The organism is Actinoplanes sp. NPDC026619 (genome assembly GCF_040638295.1).
GTDB lineage: Bacteria > Actinomycetota > Actinomycetes > Mycobacteriales > Micromonosporaceae > Actinoplanes.
Genome location: NZ_JBEZYA010000007.1, coordinates 180,981 through 199,143, shown reverse-complemented (window position 1 = coordinate 199,143; position 18,163 = coordinate 180,981). Strand labels below are relative to the sequence as shown.

Sequence of the window (18,163 nt, the reverse complement as noted above, 5' to 3'; positions counted from 1 at the left end):
AAAAACTTCATGGGGTCTCAGTGGTACCGCCGGGCTTGCCGTGCCCGGCGGTACCACTTTTTTGTCAGCGAATAACTACCCGTAAATGCGGCGGCGAGCGACCTCGGCGAGGGTTACCGCGGCCGCGACGCTCGCGTTCAGGGACTCCATGTCGGAGACCATCGGGATGCTCACGCGCAGGTCACAGGTCTCGCCCACCAGGCGGGAAAGACCACGGCCCTCCGAGCCGACCACGACCAGCAGCGGGCCGACGGCGGCCTCCAGCTGGTAGAGGTCGGTATCGCCGTCGGCGTCGAGGCCGATCGCGGTGAAGCCTTCCTTCTGCGCCTGCTTGACGGCCCGGGTCAGGTTGACCACCTGGGAGACCGGGACGCGGGCGGCGGCGCCGGCGCTGGTGCGCCAGGCCGTGGCGGTGATGCCGGCGGCGCGGCGCTCGGTCATGAAGACGCCGTGCCCACCGAAGGCGGCCACCGAGCGGATCACGGCGCCGAGGTTGCGCGGGTCGGTGATGCCGTCGAGGGCCACCAGCAACGGGGCGGTCTGTTCGAGGGACGCCGCGAGCAGGTCGTCGAAGTTCTCGTACGCGAACGGCGGCACCTGCAGGCCGATGCCCTGGTGCAGCACGCCCCCGGTCATCCGGTCGAGCTCCTGCCGCCCGATGTCCAGGATCGGGATGCCCCGGTCGCCGGCGGTACGGACGATCTCGTTGACCCGGTCGTCGATGTCGATGCCCTGCGCGACGTACAGCGCCGTCGCCGGCACCAGCGCACGCAGCGCCTCGACCACCGGGTTGCGGCCGAGCAGCAGCTCGGGCCCTTCCTTGGTCGGGTTGGAGCGACGCCCCGGCGCGACCCGCGGCCCGGTGCGGAACTGGCCGCCCCGGCCACGCTGCGGCGCGGACGGACGCCCGGGGGTGCCCCGGCCGCCTCCACGACCCCAGGTGGTGTCCTTGGAGCCGGGCTGACCGATCTTGGGCGCACGCCCCTCAGCCGCCGCGGCCTTGCGCTCTTTGTCCTGCTTGCGAGCGGTCTTCTCGGGCAGTTTCTCGGTGCCCGAGTAGCCCTTGTGCCAGGGACGTTCGTCGGCCGGCAGGGTCTTGCCCCGGCCCTTCAGAGTGTCCCGGCGCTTGCCTCCGGAGCCCTTGACCGCGCCCTTCTTGGAAACGACTCTCTTGCTGACATTGCGGGAGTTACCCGGCATCAGTGCTCTCCTACCGTCCAGCGCGGCCCGGCCGGAGTGTCCTCCACCTGAATTCCCGCGTTCTTGAGCTGATCACGGACCGAGTCGGCAGCCGACCAGTCCTTTCGTGCCCGCGCCTGCGCCCGCTGTTCGAGCGCCAGCTTCACCAGGACGTCCACCACCGGCTTGAGGTCGTTCTTGACCGTGCCGCCGGACCACGCCGCATCGAGCGGGTCGAGGCCGAGCACGCCCAGCATCGCGCGGACCGCGGTAAGCGCTCCCCGAATGCCAGGCTCGTCGCTCTCGGCGAGCGCGGTGTTGCCCTCGCGGATGGTGTCGTGCACGACCGCGAGCGCGGCCGACGTGTTGAGGTCGTCGTTCATTGCCGCGGCGAACGCCGGCGGCACATCCTTGGGCCGGCCCGGCCCGACGATCTCGGCGGCCCGCTGCACAAAACCTTCGATCCGGCGGTACGCCACCGCGGCCTCACGCAGCGCATCGTCGGAGTAGTCGATGCGAGACCGATAATGCGGGGTGCCGAAGTAATAACGCAACTCGACCAGGCGGATGCCCATCGCCTGCACCGCGGCGACGTCGATGACGTTGCCCAGCGACTTGCTCATCTTGGCTTCGCCGAGGTTGAGCAGCGCGTTGTGCACCCAGTAACGAGCGAACGGCAGGCCGGCCGACCGGGACTGCGCGATCTCGTTCTCGTGGTGCGGGAAGGTCAGGTCGAGGCCGCCACCGTGGATGTCGAACTCGTCACCGAGGTAGCGCCGGGCCATCGCCGAGCACTCGATGTGCCAGCCGGGACGGCCACGACCCCACGGCGACGGCCAAGAGGCGTCGGCCGGTTCGTCAGCCTTGACGCCCTTCCACAGCGCGAAGTCGCGGTAGTCCCGCTTGTCCGGCTCGCCGCCGTTGGTCGGCGGGCGCATGTCGTCCGGGTTCTGGCCGGACAAAGCGCCATATTCTGAATACGACGGCACGTCGAAGTAGACGTCGCCGCTGCCACCGGCGGCCGGGTAGGCGTGGCCCAGCTCGATGAGCGAGCTGATCAGCTCGTGCATCTCCGGGATGTGCCCCGTGGCGAGCGGCTCATAGGTCGGGGGCAGCATGTTGAGGCCGCGGTAGTCGGCGTCGAGCACGAGCTTGTTCGCATAAGCAATCGCCCAGAACGGCCGGCCCTGCGCATGCGACTTGTCGAGGATCTTGTCGTCGACGTCGGTGACGTTACGGACGAAGGTCACGTCGTGGTTGGTGTGCAGCAGCCACCGGCGCAACACGTCGTAGTTGACCCCGGAGCGCAGATGCCCGATATGCGGCACTGATTGCACGGTGAGACCACACAGGTAGATCCCGACCTGACCGGGCGTCTTCGGGACGAAGTCCCGGACGGATCGGGTCGCAGTGTCGTACAAGCGCAGCGTCACCGTACAAGGGTACCGACCTCGCCCAATCGTGGTTATCCACAGGTCTCCCACGAGCGACCCGCCCTCGGGCCAAACTGCTACCCGTGGCCACGCCGCCACGCCGCCCAGCCGCACTCACCGGCCGAGTCTTCCGCGGCGGCGAGGCTGTCCAGCGCGGCTTGATAACCGCGGATGCCCTGCCCAGCAGCGCGTGGATACGACTACGGCACGACGTGTACGCGGACGCCACCCTCACTCGCGGGTTACGGGCGGGTCATCCGGAGGACGTCCAGGGCCTCGTCTAGCTGCTTCTCCGTCAGCTTTCCTGAGTCTAGGTGGCCGCGTTCGATCACCACCTCGCGGATGGTGCGGTTGGTGGCCAGGGCCGACTTGGCGATGGCGGCGGCCTCGTCGTAACCGAGGTAGCGGTTGAGCGGGGTGACGATCGACGGCGATCCCTCCGCGTAGGCGAGCGCGACCTCGACGTTCGCCTCGAGGCCGGACACGCAGCGGTCGGCGAGCAGCCGGGCCGCGTTGGCCAGCAGGCGGATCGATTCGAGCAGGTTGCGGGCCATCACCGGGAGCATCACGTTGAGCTCGAAGTCGCCCTGGGTGCCGGCGAAGGCGACGGTCGCGTCGTTGCCGATCACCTGCGCGCAGACCTGGCGGACCGCCTCGGGGACGACCGGGTTCACCTTGCCCGGCATGATCGACGAGCCGGGCTGGAGGTCGGGCAGGCGCAGTTCGCGCAGGCCGGCGCGGGGGCCGGAGCCCATCCAGCGGATGTCGTTGACGATCTTGTAGAGGCCCACGGCGATCGTGCGCAGTTGACCGGACGCCTCGACCAGCGCGTCCCGCGCGCCCTGCGCCTCGAAGTGGTTGCGGGCCTCGGTGACCGGCAGGCCGGTGGTCTCGCGCAGCTTCTCGATCACGGCGGCGGCGAACCCGGGCGGGGTGTTGACGCCGGTGCCCACGGCGGTGCCGCCGAGCGGGAGTTCGGCGAGCCGAGGAAGAGAGGCGTTCAGCCGCTCGATGCCGTTGGTCACCTGTTGGGCGTACCCGGAAAATTCTTGACCGAGAGTGACCGGCGTGGCGTCCATCAGATGCGTCCGGCCGCTCTTGACCACCGTCGCCCACTCCTCCGCCTTGGCGGAGAGGGCGCCGGCGAGATGGTCGAGGGACGGGATCAGGGTGCTGACCACCGCCTCCGTGGCGGCCAGATGGATCGACGAGGGGAACACGTCGTTGCTCGACTGCGACGCGTTGACGTGGTCGTTCGGGTGCACCTCCCGGCCCAGGTCGCGGGCGGCGAGGGTGGCGATGACCTCGTTGGCGTTCATGTTCGACGAGGTGCCCGACCCGGTCTGGAACACATCGATCGGGAACTCGTCCTCATAACCCCCGGCGGCGACGTGCGCCGCTGCCTTCGCTATCGCTTCGGCGAGTTCCTTGTCGAGTACGCCGAGGGCCGCGTTCACCTGCGCGGCGGCCCCTTTGATCCGCGCGAGGGCGGCGATGTGGGCCGGCTCCAGGCCACGCCCCGAGATCGGGAAATTCTCCACGGCCCGCTGGGTCTGCGCCCGCCACAGGGCGTCGACCGGCACCCGGACCTCGCCCATCGTGTCGCGCTCTACGCGATAGCCACTCTGCTCGGTAGTCACGACACCATCGTCTCTCGGACTTCGCCGAGCCGCAGATGATCCGCGCCACCCGCGCCGAGCCGCTGCCGCACCCGGGCCTGATCGGGCACGCCCAGGTCGACGTAGGCCGCCAGGGCCAGCGTCCACGACTTGCGAGCCCGCGCCGGGTCCAGCCCGGCCACGCAGTCGGCGACGCCCTCCTCGGCGCGGGCCGCCGTGAACCGCATCCGGGCGCCCTCGGCCCGCTCCAGCACGGTCTCCCAGAGCTGCCGCGCACCCGCCAGGTCGCCCGCGGCCTGGCGAGTCTCCGCATACTCGGCCAGGCAGTCGATCTCGTGCCGCCGGTCGGCGATCCGCCCGGCGCCGGCCAGCGCGGCTTCGTGCTCGGCGATCGCCTCCGGGTAGCGCCCCTCGCTGCGCAGCAGATTGCCCAGCTCGTTGTGCACATCGGACTCGACGTCGAAGTTCCCGATGCGTTGCGCCAGCCGCAGGGCCACCGCCAGGTAACGATGCGCGCCGGCGGTGATGCCGAGCGACCGCCGGATCCGCTGGATCTTCATCAGTGACATGGCCACGACGCCGTCGTCCCGGTGGTCGATCGCGGCGAGCAGGGCGAGCCGGCGGTAGTGCAGCGCGTCGGCATGCCGCCCGAGCCGCTCGTTGCCCTCGCTCAGATAGCTCAGCGGCGCGCGGGACCGGGTGCGGTCACCGGCGAGGGCGGACGCCCGCCGGGCGGCATGGGCGGCCTCGATGCTCTCGGTGAACTGGCCGAGCGCGTCGTAGACGCCGGCGAGATTGCCGAGCGCGGTCGCGGCGGCGCGGGTCTGCCCCAGCTCCTGCCGCAGCCGGACCGACCGTTTGAGCAGCTCGAGCGCGCGCTCGAAATCGGCGGCCCGCACGCACACCGAGGCGAGGTAGTTGGCGGTGACGGCGATCCCGGCCCGGTCGCTGCTGTTCGCCATGATGGACATGATGCGTTCCAGCAGCGTCCGCAGGTCGTCGCTGGCGCCCCGATAGAACAGGTGCCACCACGCCGCGCGGCCGATCCACCAGGCATATTCCGGGCGGCCGGTGGCCGGGGCGGCCTCCGCGTAGGCGGCCAGGTGCGGCCGCTGCATCTCGATCCGCAGCTCCGGGTCGGCGATCGCGGCGACCAGTTCGGGCCGCAGCGGGGCCGGCGAGCCGAGATCCCGATAGAGCACCACCCGATACGACTCCGGCACCGACCGCGCCACCGCGTGCGTCTGCAGGTCGAGCACCCCGATCAGCGCCGCCCGCCGCTCGTCCTCGGTCAGCTCGGTCGCGGCGAGCGTGCCGGCGAACTCGCGCAACAGGTCGTGCAGCCGGTACCACCCCGGTGACGGCTCCTCGACCAGGTGCAGGTCGATCAGGTCGTCCATCGCGTCCTGGGCGTCGTCGAGCGGGAGCCCGCACAGCGCGGCCACCGCCGGCCCGTCCAGCAACTCCCCGGGGAAAACGCCGAGCAGCCGGAACATCCGTTTCGCCGGCTCGGCCAGCTGCCCGTACGACAGGGCGAACGCGCTGGCCACCGACCGGTCCTCGGCGGCCAGCTCGGGCAGCACCGACTCACCCAGCCGCCGCACCAGGTCGGCCACCCGCCAGCCCGGCCGGTGCGCCAGCCGGGCGCCGGCCAGCCGCAGCGCCAGCGGCAGCCCGCCGCAGCGGCGCACCACCTCGGCGGTGGCGTCCGGTTCCGCGGCCACCCGCTCGCCGGCGATCCGGTCCAGCAGCGCGGTCGCGTCGGCCGGCGTCAGCACCGGCAGCGACTCCGGGTGCGCGCCGTCCAGCCCGATCAGCCGGCGGCGGCTGGTGACCAGGGCGAGCGAGCCCGCGGAGCTCGGCAACAGGTCGGCCAGTTGACTGCTGGAGTACGCGTTGTCCAGCACGATCAGCACCCGCCGCCGGGCCAGCTCGGTGCGCCACATCGTCACCCGGTCGTGCCGGTCGGCCGGGATCAGATCGGGCGGCACGCCGAGCTGCCGCAGCAAGGTAAGCAGCGCCGCGGCCGGCTCGGCCGGTTCGTGTTCGTCGTGCCCGTGCAGGTCGATGAAGAGATGCGCGTCCGGGTAGTCGTCGCCGGCCAGTGCGGCCACGTGCAGGGCCAGGGTGGTCTTGCCGCTGCCGGCCATGCCGTCGATCACGACGACCGCGGGACCGGCGGGGCCGGCCCGGGCGACGGCGCCGAGCAGGCGGGCGACGATCTCTTCGCGGCCGGTGAAGTCCCCGACCGTACGCGGCAGGCTCCGGACGTTCTTGCTGGTGTTTCTCGGCTTGTCCTCGCCGCCCAGCACCTGACGATGCAGGTCCTGAAGCTCGCGGCCCGGCTCGATGCCGATCTCGTCGCGCAACGCCGTGCGCAGCCGGCGGAACTCGGCGAGCGCGTCACCGGTGCGCCCCGCGCCGTGCAAGGCCCGGATGAGCTGGCCGCGCAGCCGCTCCCGCAGCGGGAAGCGTTCGGCCAGGGCGCCCAGCTCGCCGATCAGATCACGGTCGCGGCCGGCCGCAAGCTCCAGCTCGGCCCAGTCCTCGACCGCCGCCGCGTATCGCTCGTCGAGGGCCGCCGCCGCGGTCCGCACCGGCTGGCTGTCCAGACCGACCAGCGCCTCGCCCCGCCACAGGTCGATCGCCCGTCGCAACAACCCGGCGTCCAGTTGGTCTTTCGCTTCGCCGATCAATCGGGTAAAAACCGATGCGTCCAGATCGTCCGGTTCACAGATCAGGCGGTAACCCGCCGGGTCGTGCACGATCGCACCGGCCGGCAGTTGCCGTCGCAGCCGGGACACACAGGTTTGCAGCTGGGCGCGGGCGGTGGTGGGCGGATCGGCGCCCCACAACGCCTCGATCAGCGTCGGCACATCGACGACCCGGCCGACGTGGAGCAGCAACATGGCCAGCAGGACTCGGTCCCGCCCCGCCGTGATCGCCACTCGCTGTCCATCGCCGGTGACGGACAGTGGCCCTAAGATGCGGTAACGCAAGGGAGCCACTCCGATCCGTGAATACCTCGTGGAGCGTACCGAGTCGGTGATAGCGGATCGACAGTGATCTGAGAGCGGCCTGCGGCAGTCTCTTCATGCGTCGCTCCATCGCGGATGTTCTCTATGCATCGCCCCAGCGTGGTGGAGCACACGCGTTACGGGGGATTGATAGCCCGCCCGAGCTGCCCCGCTCGGGCGGGCTGTTCGTATCGCGATGATCACTCTCGGTTGGACGAGCCGCGAACCGGAACGTACCGTCGAGCGGGTTCGGACGTCCCCCGACCAGAAGGATCTTGCATGCGACGCGCCATCCTGGCCGTGATCGCCGGCGCCGCCGTCCTGGCCGCCGGCGCCGCCTGTGACGCAGCTGCCCAGCCCGAAGCCGCCGCCACGTCCGCCACCCCCACGGCCGCCCCGACCACCTCGGCGCCCGACTACTCGGCGAGCACCAAGCAGGTGTGCACCCAGTTGCAGACCCTCTACACGGCGGAGCTGCGCAACTTCGGCACGGCGATGGGCAAGATGGTCACCTACAAGGAGGCCAAGCAGACCGCCGAGGCGGACAAGGCCGAGGCCACCGCGGCCGGGCAGCTCAAGGCCGCGGCCACGAAGATCCGCAAGGAGACCAGCACGGCACTGGACCCCGACTTCATCACCGCCGGCAAGATCTCCGCCTCGAAGCTGGAGAGCAGCGCCACCGACCGCCGCTACTTCGACAAGGTGAAGACGCTGACCGACCTGGACAAGACGGTGCAGGCCCAGTTCGCCGAGTGGCTGAACCCGGTGGCGGGCTACTGCCAGACGGCGTGACTCCACAGCGGACGGCGCTGGGCCGTTTTGTGAAACCCCTAGGCCAGCTCGGGTAACAGCCGCGACCAGGCCTCCTCGCCGGCGCCGGCGATCGGGCCGTCGTCGCCCAGGGCGGCCGGGCGAATCGGGGGCGGGGCCGCGCGGTGCACCTTCATCAGGCCGGCCCGGTAGGCGGCATCGATCTCGTCGGGAACGGCCGACAGCAGGTCGACGCCGATGCCGCCCAGCGTGATCAGGTCGGCGTCGAGGCCGTTGACCAGGCCGGCCATCCCCCGACCCAGCGCGGCGGCCACCTCGCGCACCGCGGCTCGCTCCGGCGGGCCGTCCGAGGCGATCACCCGGCGCGCGTAGGTCACCGGGTCGGGCGGGGCCGGGCGGCCCCGCAGGCGGGCCATCGCGGTGCCGTCCACCGCCGTTCCCCAGCAGCCCCGGGCGCCACAGGGGCAGACGATCGACGGGTCGCCGAACGGCATGTGGCCGAACTCGCCACCGGCCCCTCGCGCGCCGACCAGCATCTTGCCGTGATCGATCACGGCGCCGCCCAGGCCACCCTCGATGCGCAGGTGCAGGGCCACCGCCGCACCGGTTGCCGCACCGCGCGCCGATTCGGCCGCCGCGGCCAGCGACGCGTCATTGCCCGCCACGAAGACCGGGCCCGGCCACAATGCGGTCAGATCGATGTCGTGCCAGCCCAGGCTGCTCGCATCCAGGCGCAGGTCGGGCGAGACGGTGCCGGGCACGGAGACGCCCATCGCGCGCAGCCTCCCGCCGTAGGTGTCGTGCAAGGCGGCGACGGCGGACGTGACGGCCGCGGTGACCGCCTCCCACCCCGAACCGGCGTGCGGGGCGCCCACCGAGGTCAACGCGTTGCCGCCCAGCTCGACCACGTCGATCCGCCAGGCCTCGTGGGTGATCGCGGCCGCCAGCACCAGCGGCCCGGCCGGGTGCGGCACCAGCAGCATGGTCGGGCGGCCCCGGCTTCCGCTCGGCGCGGCCGGGGCCTCGGCCAGCAGGGATGCCTGCGCCAGCCGGCCGACGATCTCGGTGGCCGCGCCGGTGCCGACGCCGAGCAGCCGGGCCGCCTCGGCCCGGGTCACTCCGGGGCGGGCGTGGGCCACTCGGAGCAGCTCGGTTGAGCGCGTCGTCACAGTCGAACCCCTCCTTTTACTCGGATCAAGAGCTTATTCTGCGATAGTGACCCCTTCCGACCGCCCCGCGACCACCCTTGATCGGACTGAAGGCATCCATCGGTCGGCGCTGGCCGTTCTCGGGGCTTCCGCCTTCTGCTACGTCACCGCCGAGACGTTGCCGATCGGCCTGCTTCCGCAGATCGCGACCGGTCTGCACGTCGACGAGGCCGACGTCGGCCTGCTGCTGACCAGTTACGCGGTGGTCGCGGCGCTCAGCACGATCCCGCTCACCGCGCTCACCATGCGGATGCCGCGGCACGTGCTGATCGCGATCACGCTGGTGATCTTCGTGGTTTCCCAGGCCGCGGCGACCGCGGCGCCGAACTTCCTGGTCCTCGGCGGCACCCGGCTGGTCTGCGCGCTCGCGCACGGCGTCTTCTGGTCGATCATCGGGCCGATCACCGCGCGGCTCGCGCCGCCGGGGCAGGCCGGGCGGGCCACCGCGCTGGTCTTCGTCGGCAACTCGCTGGCCATCGTGGCCGGCGTGCCGATCGGCACGGCCATCGGGCAGTGGCTCGGCTGGCGCGTCGCGTTCGGCACGGTCACCGTGGCCGGGGCGGTCTGCGTCCTGCTCCTGCACCGGGTGCTGCCGAAACTCGACCCACTGCCGCACGACCGGGAGACCCGGCTCGGCGCCCAGCTGCGCTCCTCCGTCGCGATCATCCGGGACGGCAAGGTGGCGCTGCTCTGCACGATCACCGGGCTTCTGGTGATCGGCCACTTCGCGGCCTACACCTACATCGCCCCGCTGGCCCGGCGGGACGGCGGATTGCAGGGCTTCGGCCTGAGCGCATTGCTTCTGGGGTACGGCGCGGCCGCACTCATCGCCGGATACGCGGTCGGCCGCTTCGTCGACCGGCGTCCCGGCCCGGCGCTGGTGGTGCTGCTCGGCGTCATGGCGGTGTCGGTGGCCGCGCTGGGCCCGGTGCTCGGCCCGGTCCCGACCGTGGTGGCCACGCTGCTGTGGGGCGGCGCGTTCTGTGCCATCCCGGTGTGCCTGGCCGCGACCGTGCTGCGGATCGCGCCACGAGCGCGGGACGCCGCCTCCGCCGTCTACGTCGTGGCGTTCCAGATCGGCATCGGCGGCGGCGCGTTCGTCGGCGAGCGGCTCACCTCGGCCGGCTACCTGGGCGCGCTGCCGCTGCTCGCGGCCGCCCTGGCGGTGGTCGCCCTGGTCCTGACCGCCACCGCTCGCCGGCTCTTCCCGAGCCGGCTCGAGGAGGCCGACCACCACCCCGCCGAGGCAGAGCTGGCCGGCGTCCCCGCACACTGATCGGTCCGGGCGAGCCCGGAGCCCGGCCACCGAGCGGGCGGCCGGTCGAGCGGTCACTAGGCGAGCTGGTCGAGGGCTGTCTCGGCGGCGGCCAGGAACGCGTCGTTCTCCTCCGCGGTGCCGATGGTCACCCGTACGCCATCGGGTGGGAAAGGCCGGACGATGACGCCGCGCCCCTCGCAGATCGCGCCGAAGGGCGCGGCCTTGTCGCCCAGCGGGAGCCAGACGAAGTTGGCCTGGCTCTCCGGGACGTCGACGGTCAGCTTGCGCAGCGCCTCCGTCACCCGGGCCCGCTCGGCGACGACCAGCGCGCAGCGGCGCTTGACCTCGTCTTCTTGCTGAAGGGCGGCGAGCGCGGCGGCCTGCGCGACCATGCTGGTGGAGAACGGGGTGAGCACCTTGCGGAACGCGGCGGCTACCTCGGGCTGCGCGACCAGGTAGCCCATCCGCAGACCGGCCAGGCCCCACGCCTTGGACATGGTGCGCAGCACGACCACGTTGGGGCGATCGGCGTAGGTGTCGATCGCGTCCGGCACGTCGGGGTCGGTGACCAGCTCGCGGTACGCCTCGTCGAGCACCACCAGCACGTCCGACGGCACCTCGGCAAGAAACCGGTCGAGCTCCGCCTTGCGCACCGCCGTGCCGGTCGGGTTGTTCGGGTTGCAGACGATCACCAGGCGGGTCGCGTCGGTGATCGCGTCGGCCATGGCCGGCAGGTCGTGGCCGTGGTCCGCGGTGTTGGGCACCCGCACACTGGTGGCGCCCACGCCGGCCGAGATGATCGGGTAGGCCTCGAACGAGCGCCACGAGTAGACCATCTCGTCGCCGGGCAGGCAGGTCGCCTTGACCAGGATCTCGGCGAGGGCGACGGAGCCACAGCCGGTGACGATCCGGTCGGCGGCCACTCCGTAGCGTGCGGCGAGCGCGTCACGCAGCGCCACCACCCCCATGTCCGGGTAACGGTGCGACTGCAGCATCGTCTCGGTGACCGCCTCGACCACGCCGGGCAGCGGGCCGTAGGGAACCTCGTTCGACGCGAGCTTGATCGCCTCGGCGATGCCCAGCTCCCGGGTGAGGTCAGCCAGGCTGCGGCCCGGCACGTAGGCGGGCAGCGAATCGAGGTCAGCGCGAGTGAGCCGAGTCATCAGAAGACTGCCCTTCAGTCTGGTCAGGGGTGGTGGGCGGGGCGGTTGGATGGGCCTTCCGCGGAGCCGGAACCGGTTGCTGGTAGTCGGGTGGCAGCGCGACCACGACCGTGCGCGCCGTCTTGTCGTGGAACGCCTGCCGCAGCTTCTGGTCGAACAGCGGCGAGACCGAGTCGATCAGTTGCATGACCAGGCCGAACCCGGCACAACCCCAGGCCGGGGTCCACAGGCCGAGCCGGGCCCAGCGGCCGAACGCCCGGCCGAAGCCGAGCGGCTCGGTGTTCTCCACCGAGACCACCTTGATCCGCATCAGGCGCTTGCCGAGGGTCTGCCCGCTGCTCGCGGTGGCCGGCGCCTCGTAGAGCAACCAGAGCAGGGTCGCGACGATCAACATCACCCAGAGCAACGCTTCGGTACGGCCGGAAGCCGGCTGCACGTCGAACGCGTTGCCGTTCTCGGCCGCGTCCATGCTGGCCCGGAACGTGGGCCGGAACTCCTGCCAGAACTGGTAGGCGAAGTAACCGTTGACGACGACGTTGAGCACCAGCACGGCCAGGATGTCGAGCAGCCGCGCGACCAGGCGCGGGCCGAGCCCGGCGAGCGCAAAGCCGTGCGGCCGGGCTACAACCGGGTAGGGCGTGTAGTTCCACCCGGGCGGCGGCTGCTGTCCCGGCTGCATCTGCCCAGGCGGAGGCGGCTGCCAACCCGACGGCGGCTGCCAACCCGGCGGGGGCTGCCACCCAGGTGGGGGCTGCCAGCCAGGTGGGGGCTGCCAGCCAGGTGGGGGCTGCCAGCCAGGTGGGGGCTGCCAGCCGGGCGGCGGGGGTGGCATCGGGCCCCAGCCCGGCGGCGGGGCCTGCTGTTGCTGCGGCGGCGGTGCCCAGGCCTGAGGCGGCGCGGCGGTCACCGGAGCCGCCGGCGAGGCCGGCTCGGCGGGCGCGGGTGGCGGCGGCTCCTCGGCCGGTGGCGGTCCGTCCGGCGGGACCGCGTCGGCCGGGATTGCCTTGCCGATCCAGCCCTCACCGTCCCAGTAGCGCTGGGTCGTGGGGTCGGCCGGATCCTTGTACCAGCCGGCGGGCAACGAGCTCATGCGGAAACCTTAACCACCACGGTCCCGGCCACCTTGTCGTGCAGGGCCTGCTGGTAAGGCTTGTCCCAGAGTTGCCACAGTCCGTCGAGCTCGCGGAGGAACGGCACGAAGGCGCCGCAGACGTGCTCGATGAGGTAACGCTTGGCAGCCATCCCCCGGGTGAGCCGGGCGCCGGGCTCCAGCGGAATGATGCGGATCTTCAGGGCCTTCTTGCCGATCGTCTGCCCGCTGCGATGCATGTACTCCACCGCGTACAGGTAATAAAGGGCCATCACGACGACGATCCAGGCGGCCTCGAAGATCAGCAGCGGGCCGAAGAAGTCGGCGAACATCCGGTTCGGGGTGGCGTCGTTGGCGTAGGTGTCCAGATCCGGCAGCGAACGGAACACCAGGAAGAGGGCGGGCACGGCGAGCACGAGACTCACGGCCCCGAGAATCACAAGATCGATGACGTACGCGGCCAGACGCGTACCGAAATCGGCGAGCGGCAGACCGCCCGGGCTCATCGGCGGTGGCGGCCGCATGGGCTGGTAGAAGTAGCCCGGTGGCAGGGGCGGGTAACCGGGCGGCACCGCCGGTGGGTAATAACCCGGCGGCGGCGGCCCGTACCCCGGAGGCTGAGTCACGCGGAGAGTGTTACAGATTCCCGCGGAGTTCCTGCTCCCGCTCGATCGCCTCGAACAGGGCCTTGAAGTTGCCCTTGCCGAAACCGAGCGACCCGTGCCGCTCGATCAGCTCGAAGAAGACCGTCGGCCGGTCCTGCACCGGCTTGGTGAAGATCTGCAGCAGGTAACCGTCCTCGTCCCGGTCGACCAGGATCTTCCGCGCCTTCAGCTCCTCGATCGGCGCGCGAACTTCCCCGATGCGAGCGCGCAGCTCAGGGTCGTCGTAGTACGAGTCGGGCGTGTCCAGGAAGTCGACGCCGGCCGCGCGCATGGCGTCCACGCTGCGGATGATGTCGTTGGTGGCGATCGCGATGTGCTGCGCGCCCGGCCCGCCGTAGAACTCGAGGTACTCGTCGATCTGCGACTTGCGCTTGGAGACGGCCGGCTCGTTCAGCGGGAACTTGACCTTGCGGTGGCCGTCCGCGACGACCTTGGACATCAGCGCCGAGTAGTCGGTGGCGATGTCGTCACCGATGAACTCGGCCATGTTGGTGAAGCCCATGACCCGGCCGTAGAACTCGACCCACTCGTCCATCTTGCCGAGCTCGACGTTGCCGACCACGTGGTCGACGGCCTGGAAGTAACGCTTGGCCGGCGGGGTGACGATCGGGTCGCGGGTGACGAAGCCGGGCAGGAACGGCCCGTCGTACTTCGAGCGGTCGACCAGCGAGTGGATGGTGTCGCCGTAGGTGGCGATCGCGGCGATCCGGACCGTGCCGTGCTCGTCGCTGAGGTCGTGCGGCTCGGTGACGCCGCGCGCGCCCGCGTTGATCGCGTGCAGGTAGGCGGCGTCCACGTCGGGCACCTCGATCGCGATGTCGGCGATGCCGTCGCTGTGCTTGGTGACGTGGTCGGCGCCGGGCGCGCCGGCGTGCACCGCACCGGTGATCAGGAACCGGGCCGAGCCGCTGACCAGCACGTATTCGGCGTGGTCGCGGTAGCCCTGCTCGGGGCCGCGATAGGCGACACAGGTCATCCCGAAGGCGGTCGAGTAGAAGTGGGCGGTCTGCTTGGCGTTGCCCACGAGGAATTGGAGGTAGTCGACGCCCTTGACGGGAAAGACGTCGGTTGTACGGGTCTCGTGCGCCATCATCTGCGTCATGAAGTGAGGCTGCCCGCGGCCTCCGGGCTGGGCAACAGTTACGTTTTACGCTGAGCACTGTGCGCAACTCGTACGGTAACTTGCCGTTGTGACTATGCAATCTGTCCAGCTCGATGCTCTTGACGCGCGACTGGTGGAGATGCTCACGGACGAGCCGCGCATCGGCGTACTGGAGCTGTCTCGGCGTCTCTTGGTCGCTCGCGGAACCGTTCAGGCCCGGCTGGACAAGCTGATCGCGCGGGGCGCGATCAAAAGCTTCGGGCCCGAGGTCAGTCCCGAAGCCATCGGCTTCGGGGTGATGAGCTTCGTGACTTTGGAGATCAGCCAGCGGTACGGGCATGGCGCGGTGGCCGCACACCTGGCCGACATCCCCGAGGTCCTCGAAGCGCACACCATCACCGGCGGCGGCGACGTGCTGTGCCGGATCGTGGCCCGGTCGCACGCCGACCTGCAGCGGGTGATCGACCTGATCGTCGGCTACGACGGGATCACCCGGGCGCACACCATCATCGCCCTGGCCGAGCTGATCCATTACCGCACGTTGCCGCTGGTGCGAGCCGCATCCTCGACATAGGGGACGACACGGACATTTCACCATCCCTCGTTCGAGGGATTGATCTCGTTAGCGTGTCGCCCATGGCGTCGGGTGGCAGCTCCCGCATGGGATACATGCTGATCTCCGTCGTCGTGGTCCTCGTCGTGCTGGCCACCACCCACACCTGGAACCCCTGGCCCAAGCTCTGGTCCTGGTTCAACACCAGCCAGCCGATCGCCGCCGGCGTGGCCCGCTGGCAGAGCACCATCGGCGGCAGCCCACAGAGCGTCACCATCGCCGGCGACGCGGTGATCGTCGAGTACCGCACGTCGATCGAGGCCTACGGACTGACCGCCGGCGTGCAGCTGTGGAAGAGCGACGCCGACTGGGCCTCGGTGGCCGGCGACGGCAGCGACGCGGTGGTCGTCACCGGACGCCTGCTCACCAAGGGCTACCAGGTGCTCGACCCGCGCAGCGGCATCGTCCGGCGGGCCGACACCGAGGCCAGCGCGGTCTGGACCTACCGCACCGGCATCCTCGACCTGCGCTGCGGCAAGGGCAGCGACTGCGAGCTGACCGCCTGGGACACCCGCGGCAACGTGCGCTGGCGGATCAGCACCGGCGGGATCGGCTTCGTGCTCGACGCCGCCAACCCCGACCTGCCCGACACCAACCCGATGACCGCGAACGGCATCGACGACGACGTCGCCGGGCCGCGGCAGATGCCCGCGCTGCTCGGGCTGCCCAACGACGGCAAGGTCCGGATCATCGACACCGCCAGCGGCCGGCTCGTGCAGACCGCCGAGCCCACGGCCGGTCAGCGGGTCGCGGTCGCCGGCGGCCGGGTGCTCACAGTCACCGCCACGGCCGGCGACGGCACCTGCTATTTCGGCGTGGTCGCCACCGATCCGCCCCGCGCCGGCACGGTCTGGAGCCGGGACGGGCTCAACCTGCGGACCGCCTCCAACGGGTCGGGCTGCAAGCAGGACCGCGACCCGGCCGGCGGCGAGGACGTGGTGCTCGGCGTCGACCCGGTCGGCCGGCAGGAGCTGATCGCGGCCCACGACGGGCGGGTGCTGTGGCACGGCGCCAAGGGCGAGGAGGTGCAGGCGGTCAACGATTCGTACGCGGTGGTCCGCAACGCGGACAAGACCACGCTGCGTGGCCTCTCGCTCGCTCGCGGATCGACCACCTGGACCCGGACCATCTCCTCGGGCGGGTCGGCGGCCCTCACTCCCGACGCCGTGGTGATTGTCACTACGAAACCCGGCCGGATTGCCGCCGTGTCGCCGTCGAGCGGCAAACTTCTCGCCGAGGTCCGGACGAATGCCAAGATTTTCGCCACCGGACCGGCCGGAATGATCGCTGTCGACGGCCGCGACATGGCCTACCTGCCGTTTGCTTGACCGAACTGGTATACGCCGGTTCGCGTACGGCGGGGGCGCTGTCCTAGGCTTGCCCGTCATGAGCAGAGCCGCCGCTTTCTCGTACTCACCGCTGTTGCCGATCGGCGACGACCTGACCGAATATCGCTTGGTCACGGACGAAGGCGTGGACGTGGTGCACGGCCCCGGCGGGAGGCGGTTCCTCACCGTCGACCCGCTGGCGATCACGCAGCTCACCGCCGAGGCGATGCACGACATCGCGCATTACCTGCGCCCGGCACACCTGTCCCAGCTGCGCTCGATCATCGATGACCCGAAGGCGTCGCCGAACGACCGCTTCGTGGCGATGGACCTGCTGCGCAACGCGAACATCGCGGCCGGCGGGGTGCTGCCGATGTGCCAGGACACCGGCACCGCGATCGTGATGGGCAAGCGCGGCCGGCACGTCCTCACCGACGGCACCGACGAAGAGGCCATCGCCCAGGGCGTCTACCAGGCGTACACCCGGCTCAACCTGCGCTACTCGCAGCTGGCCCCACTGACCATGTGGGACGAGAAGAACACCGGCTCCAACCTGCCGGCCCAGATCGAGCTGTACGCGGAGGACCCGGGCGGCCAGCCCGACGCGTACAAATTCCTGTTCATGGCCAAGGGTGGCGGCTCGGCCAACAAGAGCTACCTCTACCAGGAGACCAAGGCGCTGCTCAATCCGGCGCGCATGATGGAGTTCCTGGACGAGAAGCTGCGCCTGATCGGCACGTCGGCCTGCCCGCCTTACCACCTGGCCGTGGTCATCGGCGGCACCAGCGGCGAGTTCGCGCTGAAGACCGCGAAGCTGGCCAGCGCGAAATACCTCGACAACCTGCCCCGGCACGGCACGATGTCGGCGCACGGCTTCCGCGACGTCGAGCTGGAGGCCGCGGTCCTCGAGCTGACCCGCGACTTCGGCATCGGCGCCCAGTTCGGCGGCCGCTATTTCTGCCACGACGTGCGCGTCATCCGTCTGCCCCGGCACGGCGCAAGCTGCCCGGTCGCGATCGCCGTCTCCTGCTCGGCCGACCGCCAGGCCACCGCGAAGATCACCCCGTCCGGCGTCTGGCTGGAGCGCCTCGAGACCGACCCGGCCCGCTTCCTGCCGGACGTCGAGCTCGACGAGGGCCCGGTGGTCAAGGTCGACCTCAACCGCCCGATGTCCGAGATCCGCGCCGAGCTGTCGCGGTACCCGGTGAAGACCCGCCTGTCGCTGACCGGCCCGCTGGTGGTGGCCCGCGACATCGCGCACGCGAAGATCGCCGAGCTGCTGGCGGCCGGCAAGCCGATGCCTCAATACCTGCGCGACCACGCGGTCTACTACGCCGGCCCGGCGAAGACCCCCGAGGGTTACGCGTCGGGCTCGTTCGGCCCGACCACGGCCGGCCGGATGGACTCCTACGTGGAGAGCTTCCAGGCAGCCGGCGGCTCCCTGGTCATGCTGGCCAAGGGCAACCGCTCCGCCCAGGTCACCCGGGCCTGCCAGTCGTACGGCGGCTTCTACCTCGGCTCGATCGGCGGCCCGGCCGCCCGCCTGGCCCAGGACTGCATCCGCCACGTCGAGGTCCTGGAGTACCCCGAGCTCGGCATGGAAGCGGTCTGGAAGATCGAGGTAGAGGACTTCCCAGCCTTCATCGTGGTCGACGACAAGGGCAACGACTTCTTCGCCGAGGTCACGAAGCCGGTCCTGGGAATCACCCGCCGCTAA

The 18,163-nt window shown here is 70.8% G+C and carries 14 protein-coding genes; 5 read left to right on the top strand and 9 right to left on the bottom strand.

What is annotated here, in order from left to right; genetic code table 11:
- Nucleotides 1–75: 75 nt before the first annotated feature.
- The 4 genes from rlmB to AB0E90_RS17800 all read right to left on the bottom strand — a co-directional run bounded on the left by rlmB (nt 76) and on the right by AB0E90_RS17800 (nt 7,179).
- Nucleotides 76–1,200, bottom strand: a complete 1,125-nt coding sequence (gene rlmB, locus AB0E90_RS17815) for a 23S rRNA (guanosine(2251)-2'-O)-methyltransferase RlmB (protein WP_360406024.1) — start codon at nt 1,198–1,200, stop codon at nt 76–78.
- Nucleotides 1,200–2,612 carry a cysteine--tRNA ligase gene (gene cysS / locus AB0E90_RS17810; protein WP_360406021.1) on the bottom strand — a complete coding sequence of 471 codons (1,413 nt, stop codon included), beginning with the start codon at nt 2,610–2,612 and terminating at the stop codon, nt 1,200–1,202. The genes rlmB and cysS overlap by 1 nt, the downstream gene beginning before the upstream one ends.
- A 242-nt stretch (nt 2,613–2,854) precedes the next feature.
- On the bottom strand, nt 2,855–4,210 hold the full coding sequence (locus AB0E90_RS17805) for a class II fumarate hydratase (RefSeq protein ID WP_360406577.1): 1,356 nt from the start codon (nt 4,208–4,210) through the stop codon (nt 2,855–2,857).
- Nucleotides 4,211–4,248: 38 nt separating this feature from the next.
- Nucleotides 4,249–7,179, bottom strand: a complete 2,931-nt coding sequence (locus AB0E90_RS17800) for a BTAD domain-containing putative transcriptional regulator (protein ID WP_360406018.1) — start codon at nt 7,177–7,179, stop codon at nt 4,249–4,251.
- A gap of 348 nt (nt 7,180–7,527) precedes the next feature.
- Here AB0E90_RS17800 and AB0E90_RS17795 point away from each other — a divergent pair, with 348 nt between their 5' ends.
- A complete protein-coding gene (locus AB0E90_RS17795; protein WP_360406015.1) occupies nt 7,528–8,040 on the top strand; it encodes a hypothetical protein in 513 nt (170 codons plus the stop codon).
- Between the two features lie 38 nt (nt 8,041–8,078).
- On the opposite strand, the gene AB0E90_RS17790 is transcribed toward AB0E90_RS17795, so the two are convergent.
- Nucleotides 8,079–9,188 carry an ROK family protein gene (locus AB0E90_RS17790; RefSeq protein ID WP_360406012.1) on the bottom strand — a complete coding sequence of 370 codons (1,110 nt, stop codon included), beginning with the start codon at nt 9,186–9,188 and terminating at the stop codon, nt 8,079–8,081.
- Nucleotides 9,189–9,234: 46 nt separating this feature from the next.
- On the opposite strand from AB0E90_RS17790, the gene AB0E90_RS17785 reads away from it, so the two are divergent.
- Nucleotides 9,235–10,503, top strand: coding sequence for an MFS transporter (locus tag AB0E90_RS17785; protein ID WP_360406009.1), 1,269 nt, complete (start codon nt 9,235–9,237; stop codon nt 10,501–10,503).
- 56 nt (nt 10,504–10,559) lie between these two features.
- On the opposite strand, the gene hisC is transcribed toward AB0E90_RS17785, so the two are convergent.
- The 4 genes from hisC to hppD are packed head-to-tail and all read right to left on the bottom strand — an operon-like array spanning nt 10,560 to nt 14,505.
- Nucleotides 10,560–11,648, bottom strand: coding sequence for a histidinol-phosphate transaminase (hisC, locus tag AB0E90_RS17780; RefSeq protein WP_360406006.1), 1,089 nt, complete (start codon nt 11,646–11,648; stop codon nt 10,560–10,562).
- Complete coding sequence (locus AB0E90_RS17775; RefSeq protein ID WP_360406003.1) at nt 11,626–12,738, bottom strand: RDD family protein; 1,113 nt, start codon at nt 12,736–12,738, stop codon at nt 11,626–11,628. The genes hisC and AB0E90_RS17775 overlap by 23 nt, the downstream gene beginning before the upstream one ends.
- Nucleotides 12,735–13,364 (bottom strand): RDD family protein, encoded by a 630-nt coding sequence (locus AB0E90_RS17770; RefSeq protein ID WP_360406000.1) that lies wholly within the window; start codon nt 13,362–13,364, stop codon nt 12,735–12,737. The genes AB0E90_RS17775 and AB0E90_RS17770 overlap by 4 nt, the downstream gene beginning before the upstream one ends.
- Nucleotides 13,365–13,374: 10 nt before the next feature.
- A complete protein-coding gene (gene hppD, locus AB0E90_RS17765; protein WP_360405997.1) occupies nt 13,375–14,505 on the bottom strand; it encodes a 4-hydroxyphenylpyruvate dioxygenase in 1,131 nt (376 codons plus the stop codon).
- A 94-nt stretch (nt 14,506–14,599) separates the two neighbouring features.
- Between hppD and AB0E90_RS17760 the strand changes: the two genes are divergently transcribed.
- From AB0E90_RS17760 to AB0E90_RS17750, 3 genes are all read left to right on the top strand, one after another.
- Entirely contained in the window at nt 14,600–15,079 is a 480-nt protein-coding gene (locus AB0E90_RS17760) for an Lrp/AsnC family transcriptional regulator (protein ID WP_360406574.1), read from the top strand.
- 62 nt (nt 15,080–15,141) lie between these two features.
- Nucleotides 15,142–16,446 carry a hypothetical protein gene (locus tag AB0E90_RS17755; RefSeq protein WP_360405994.1) on the top strand — a complete coding sequence of 435 codons (1,305 nt, stop codon included), beginning with the start codon at nt 15,142–15,144 and terminating at the stop codon, nt 16,444–16,446.
- A gap of 58 nt (nt 16,447–16,504) precedes the next feature.
- Nucleotides 16,505–18,163, top strand: coding sequence for a fumarate hydratase (locus tag AB0E90_RS17750; RefSeq protein ID WP_360405991.1), 1,659 nt, complete (start codon nt 16,505–16,507; stop codon nt 18,161–18,163).

What these genes read in the sequence shown, in the direction of transcription:
- AB0E90_RS17760 (WP_360406574.1), top strand. Translation starts at nt 14,600, where the DNA reads ATGCAATCTGTCCAGCTCGATGCTCTTGACGCGCGACTGGTGGAGATG.
- AB0E90_RS17755 (WP_360405994.1), top strand. Translation starts at nt 15,142, where the DNA reads ATGGCGTCGGGTGGCAGCTCCCGCATGGGATACATGCTGATCTCCGTC.
- AB0E90_RS17750 (WP_360405991.1), top strand. Translation starts at nt 16,505, where the DNA reads ATGAGCAGAGCCGCCGCTTTCTCGTACTCACCGCTGTTGCCGATCGGC.
- hppD (WP_360405997.1), bottom strand. Translation starts at nt 14,505, where the DNA reads ATGACGCAGATGATGGCGCACGAGACCCGTACAACCGACGTCTTTCCC.
- AB0E90_RS17795 (WP_360406015.1), top strand. Translation starts at nt 7,528, where the DNA reads ATGCGACGCGCCATCCTGGCCGTGATCGCCGGCGCCGCCGTCCTGGCC.
- rlmB (WP_360406024.1), bottom strand. Translation starts at nt 1,200, where the DNA reads ATGCCGGGTAACTCCCGCAATGTCAGCAAGAGAGTCGTTTCCAAGAAG.
- hisC (WP_360406006.1), bottom strand. Translation starts at nt 11,648, where the DNA reads ATGACTCGGCTCACTCGCGCTGACCTCGATTCGCTGCCCGCCTACGTG.
- AB0E90_RS17775 (WP_360406003.1), bottom strand. Translation starts at nt 12,738, where the DNA reads ATGAGCTCGTTGCCCGCCGGCTGGTACAAGGATCCGGCCGACCCCACG.
- AB0E90_RS17805 (WP_360406577.1), bottom strand. Translation starts at nt 4,210, where the DNA reads ATGGGCGAGGTCCGGGTGCCGGTCGACGCCCTGTGGCGGGCGCAGACC.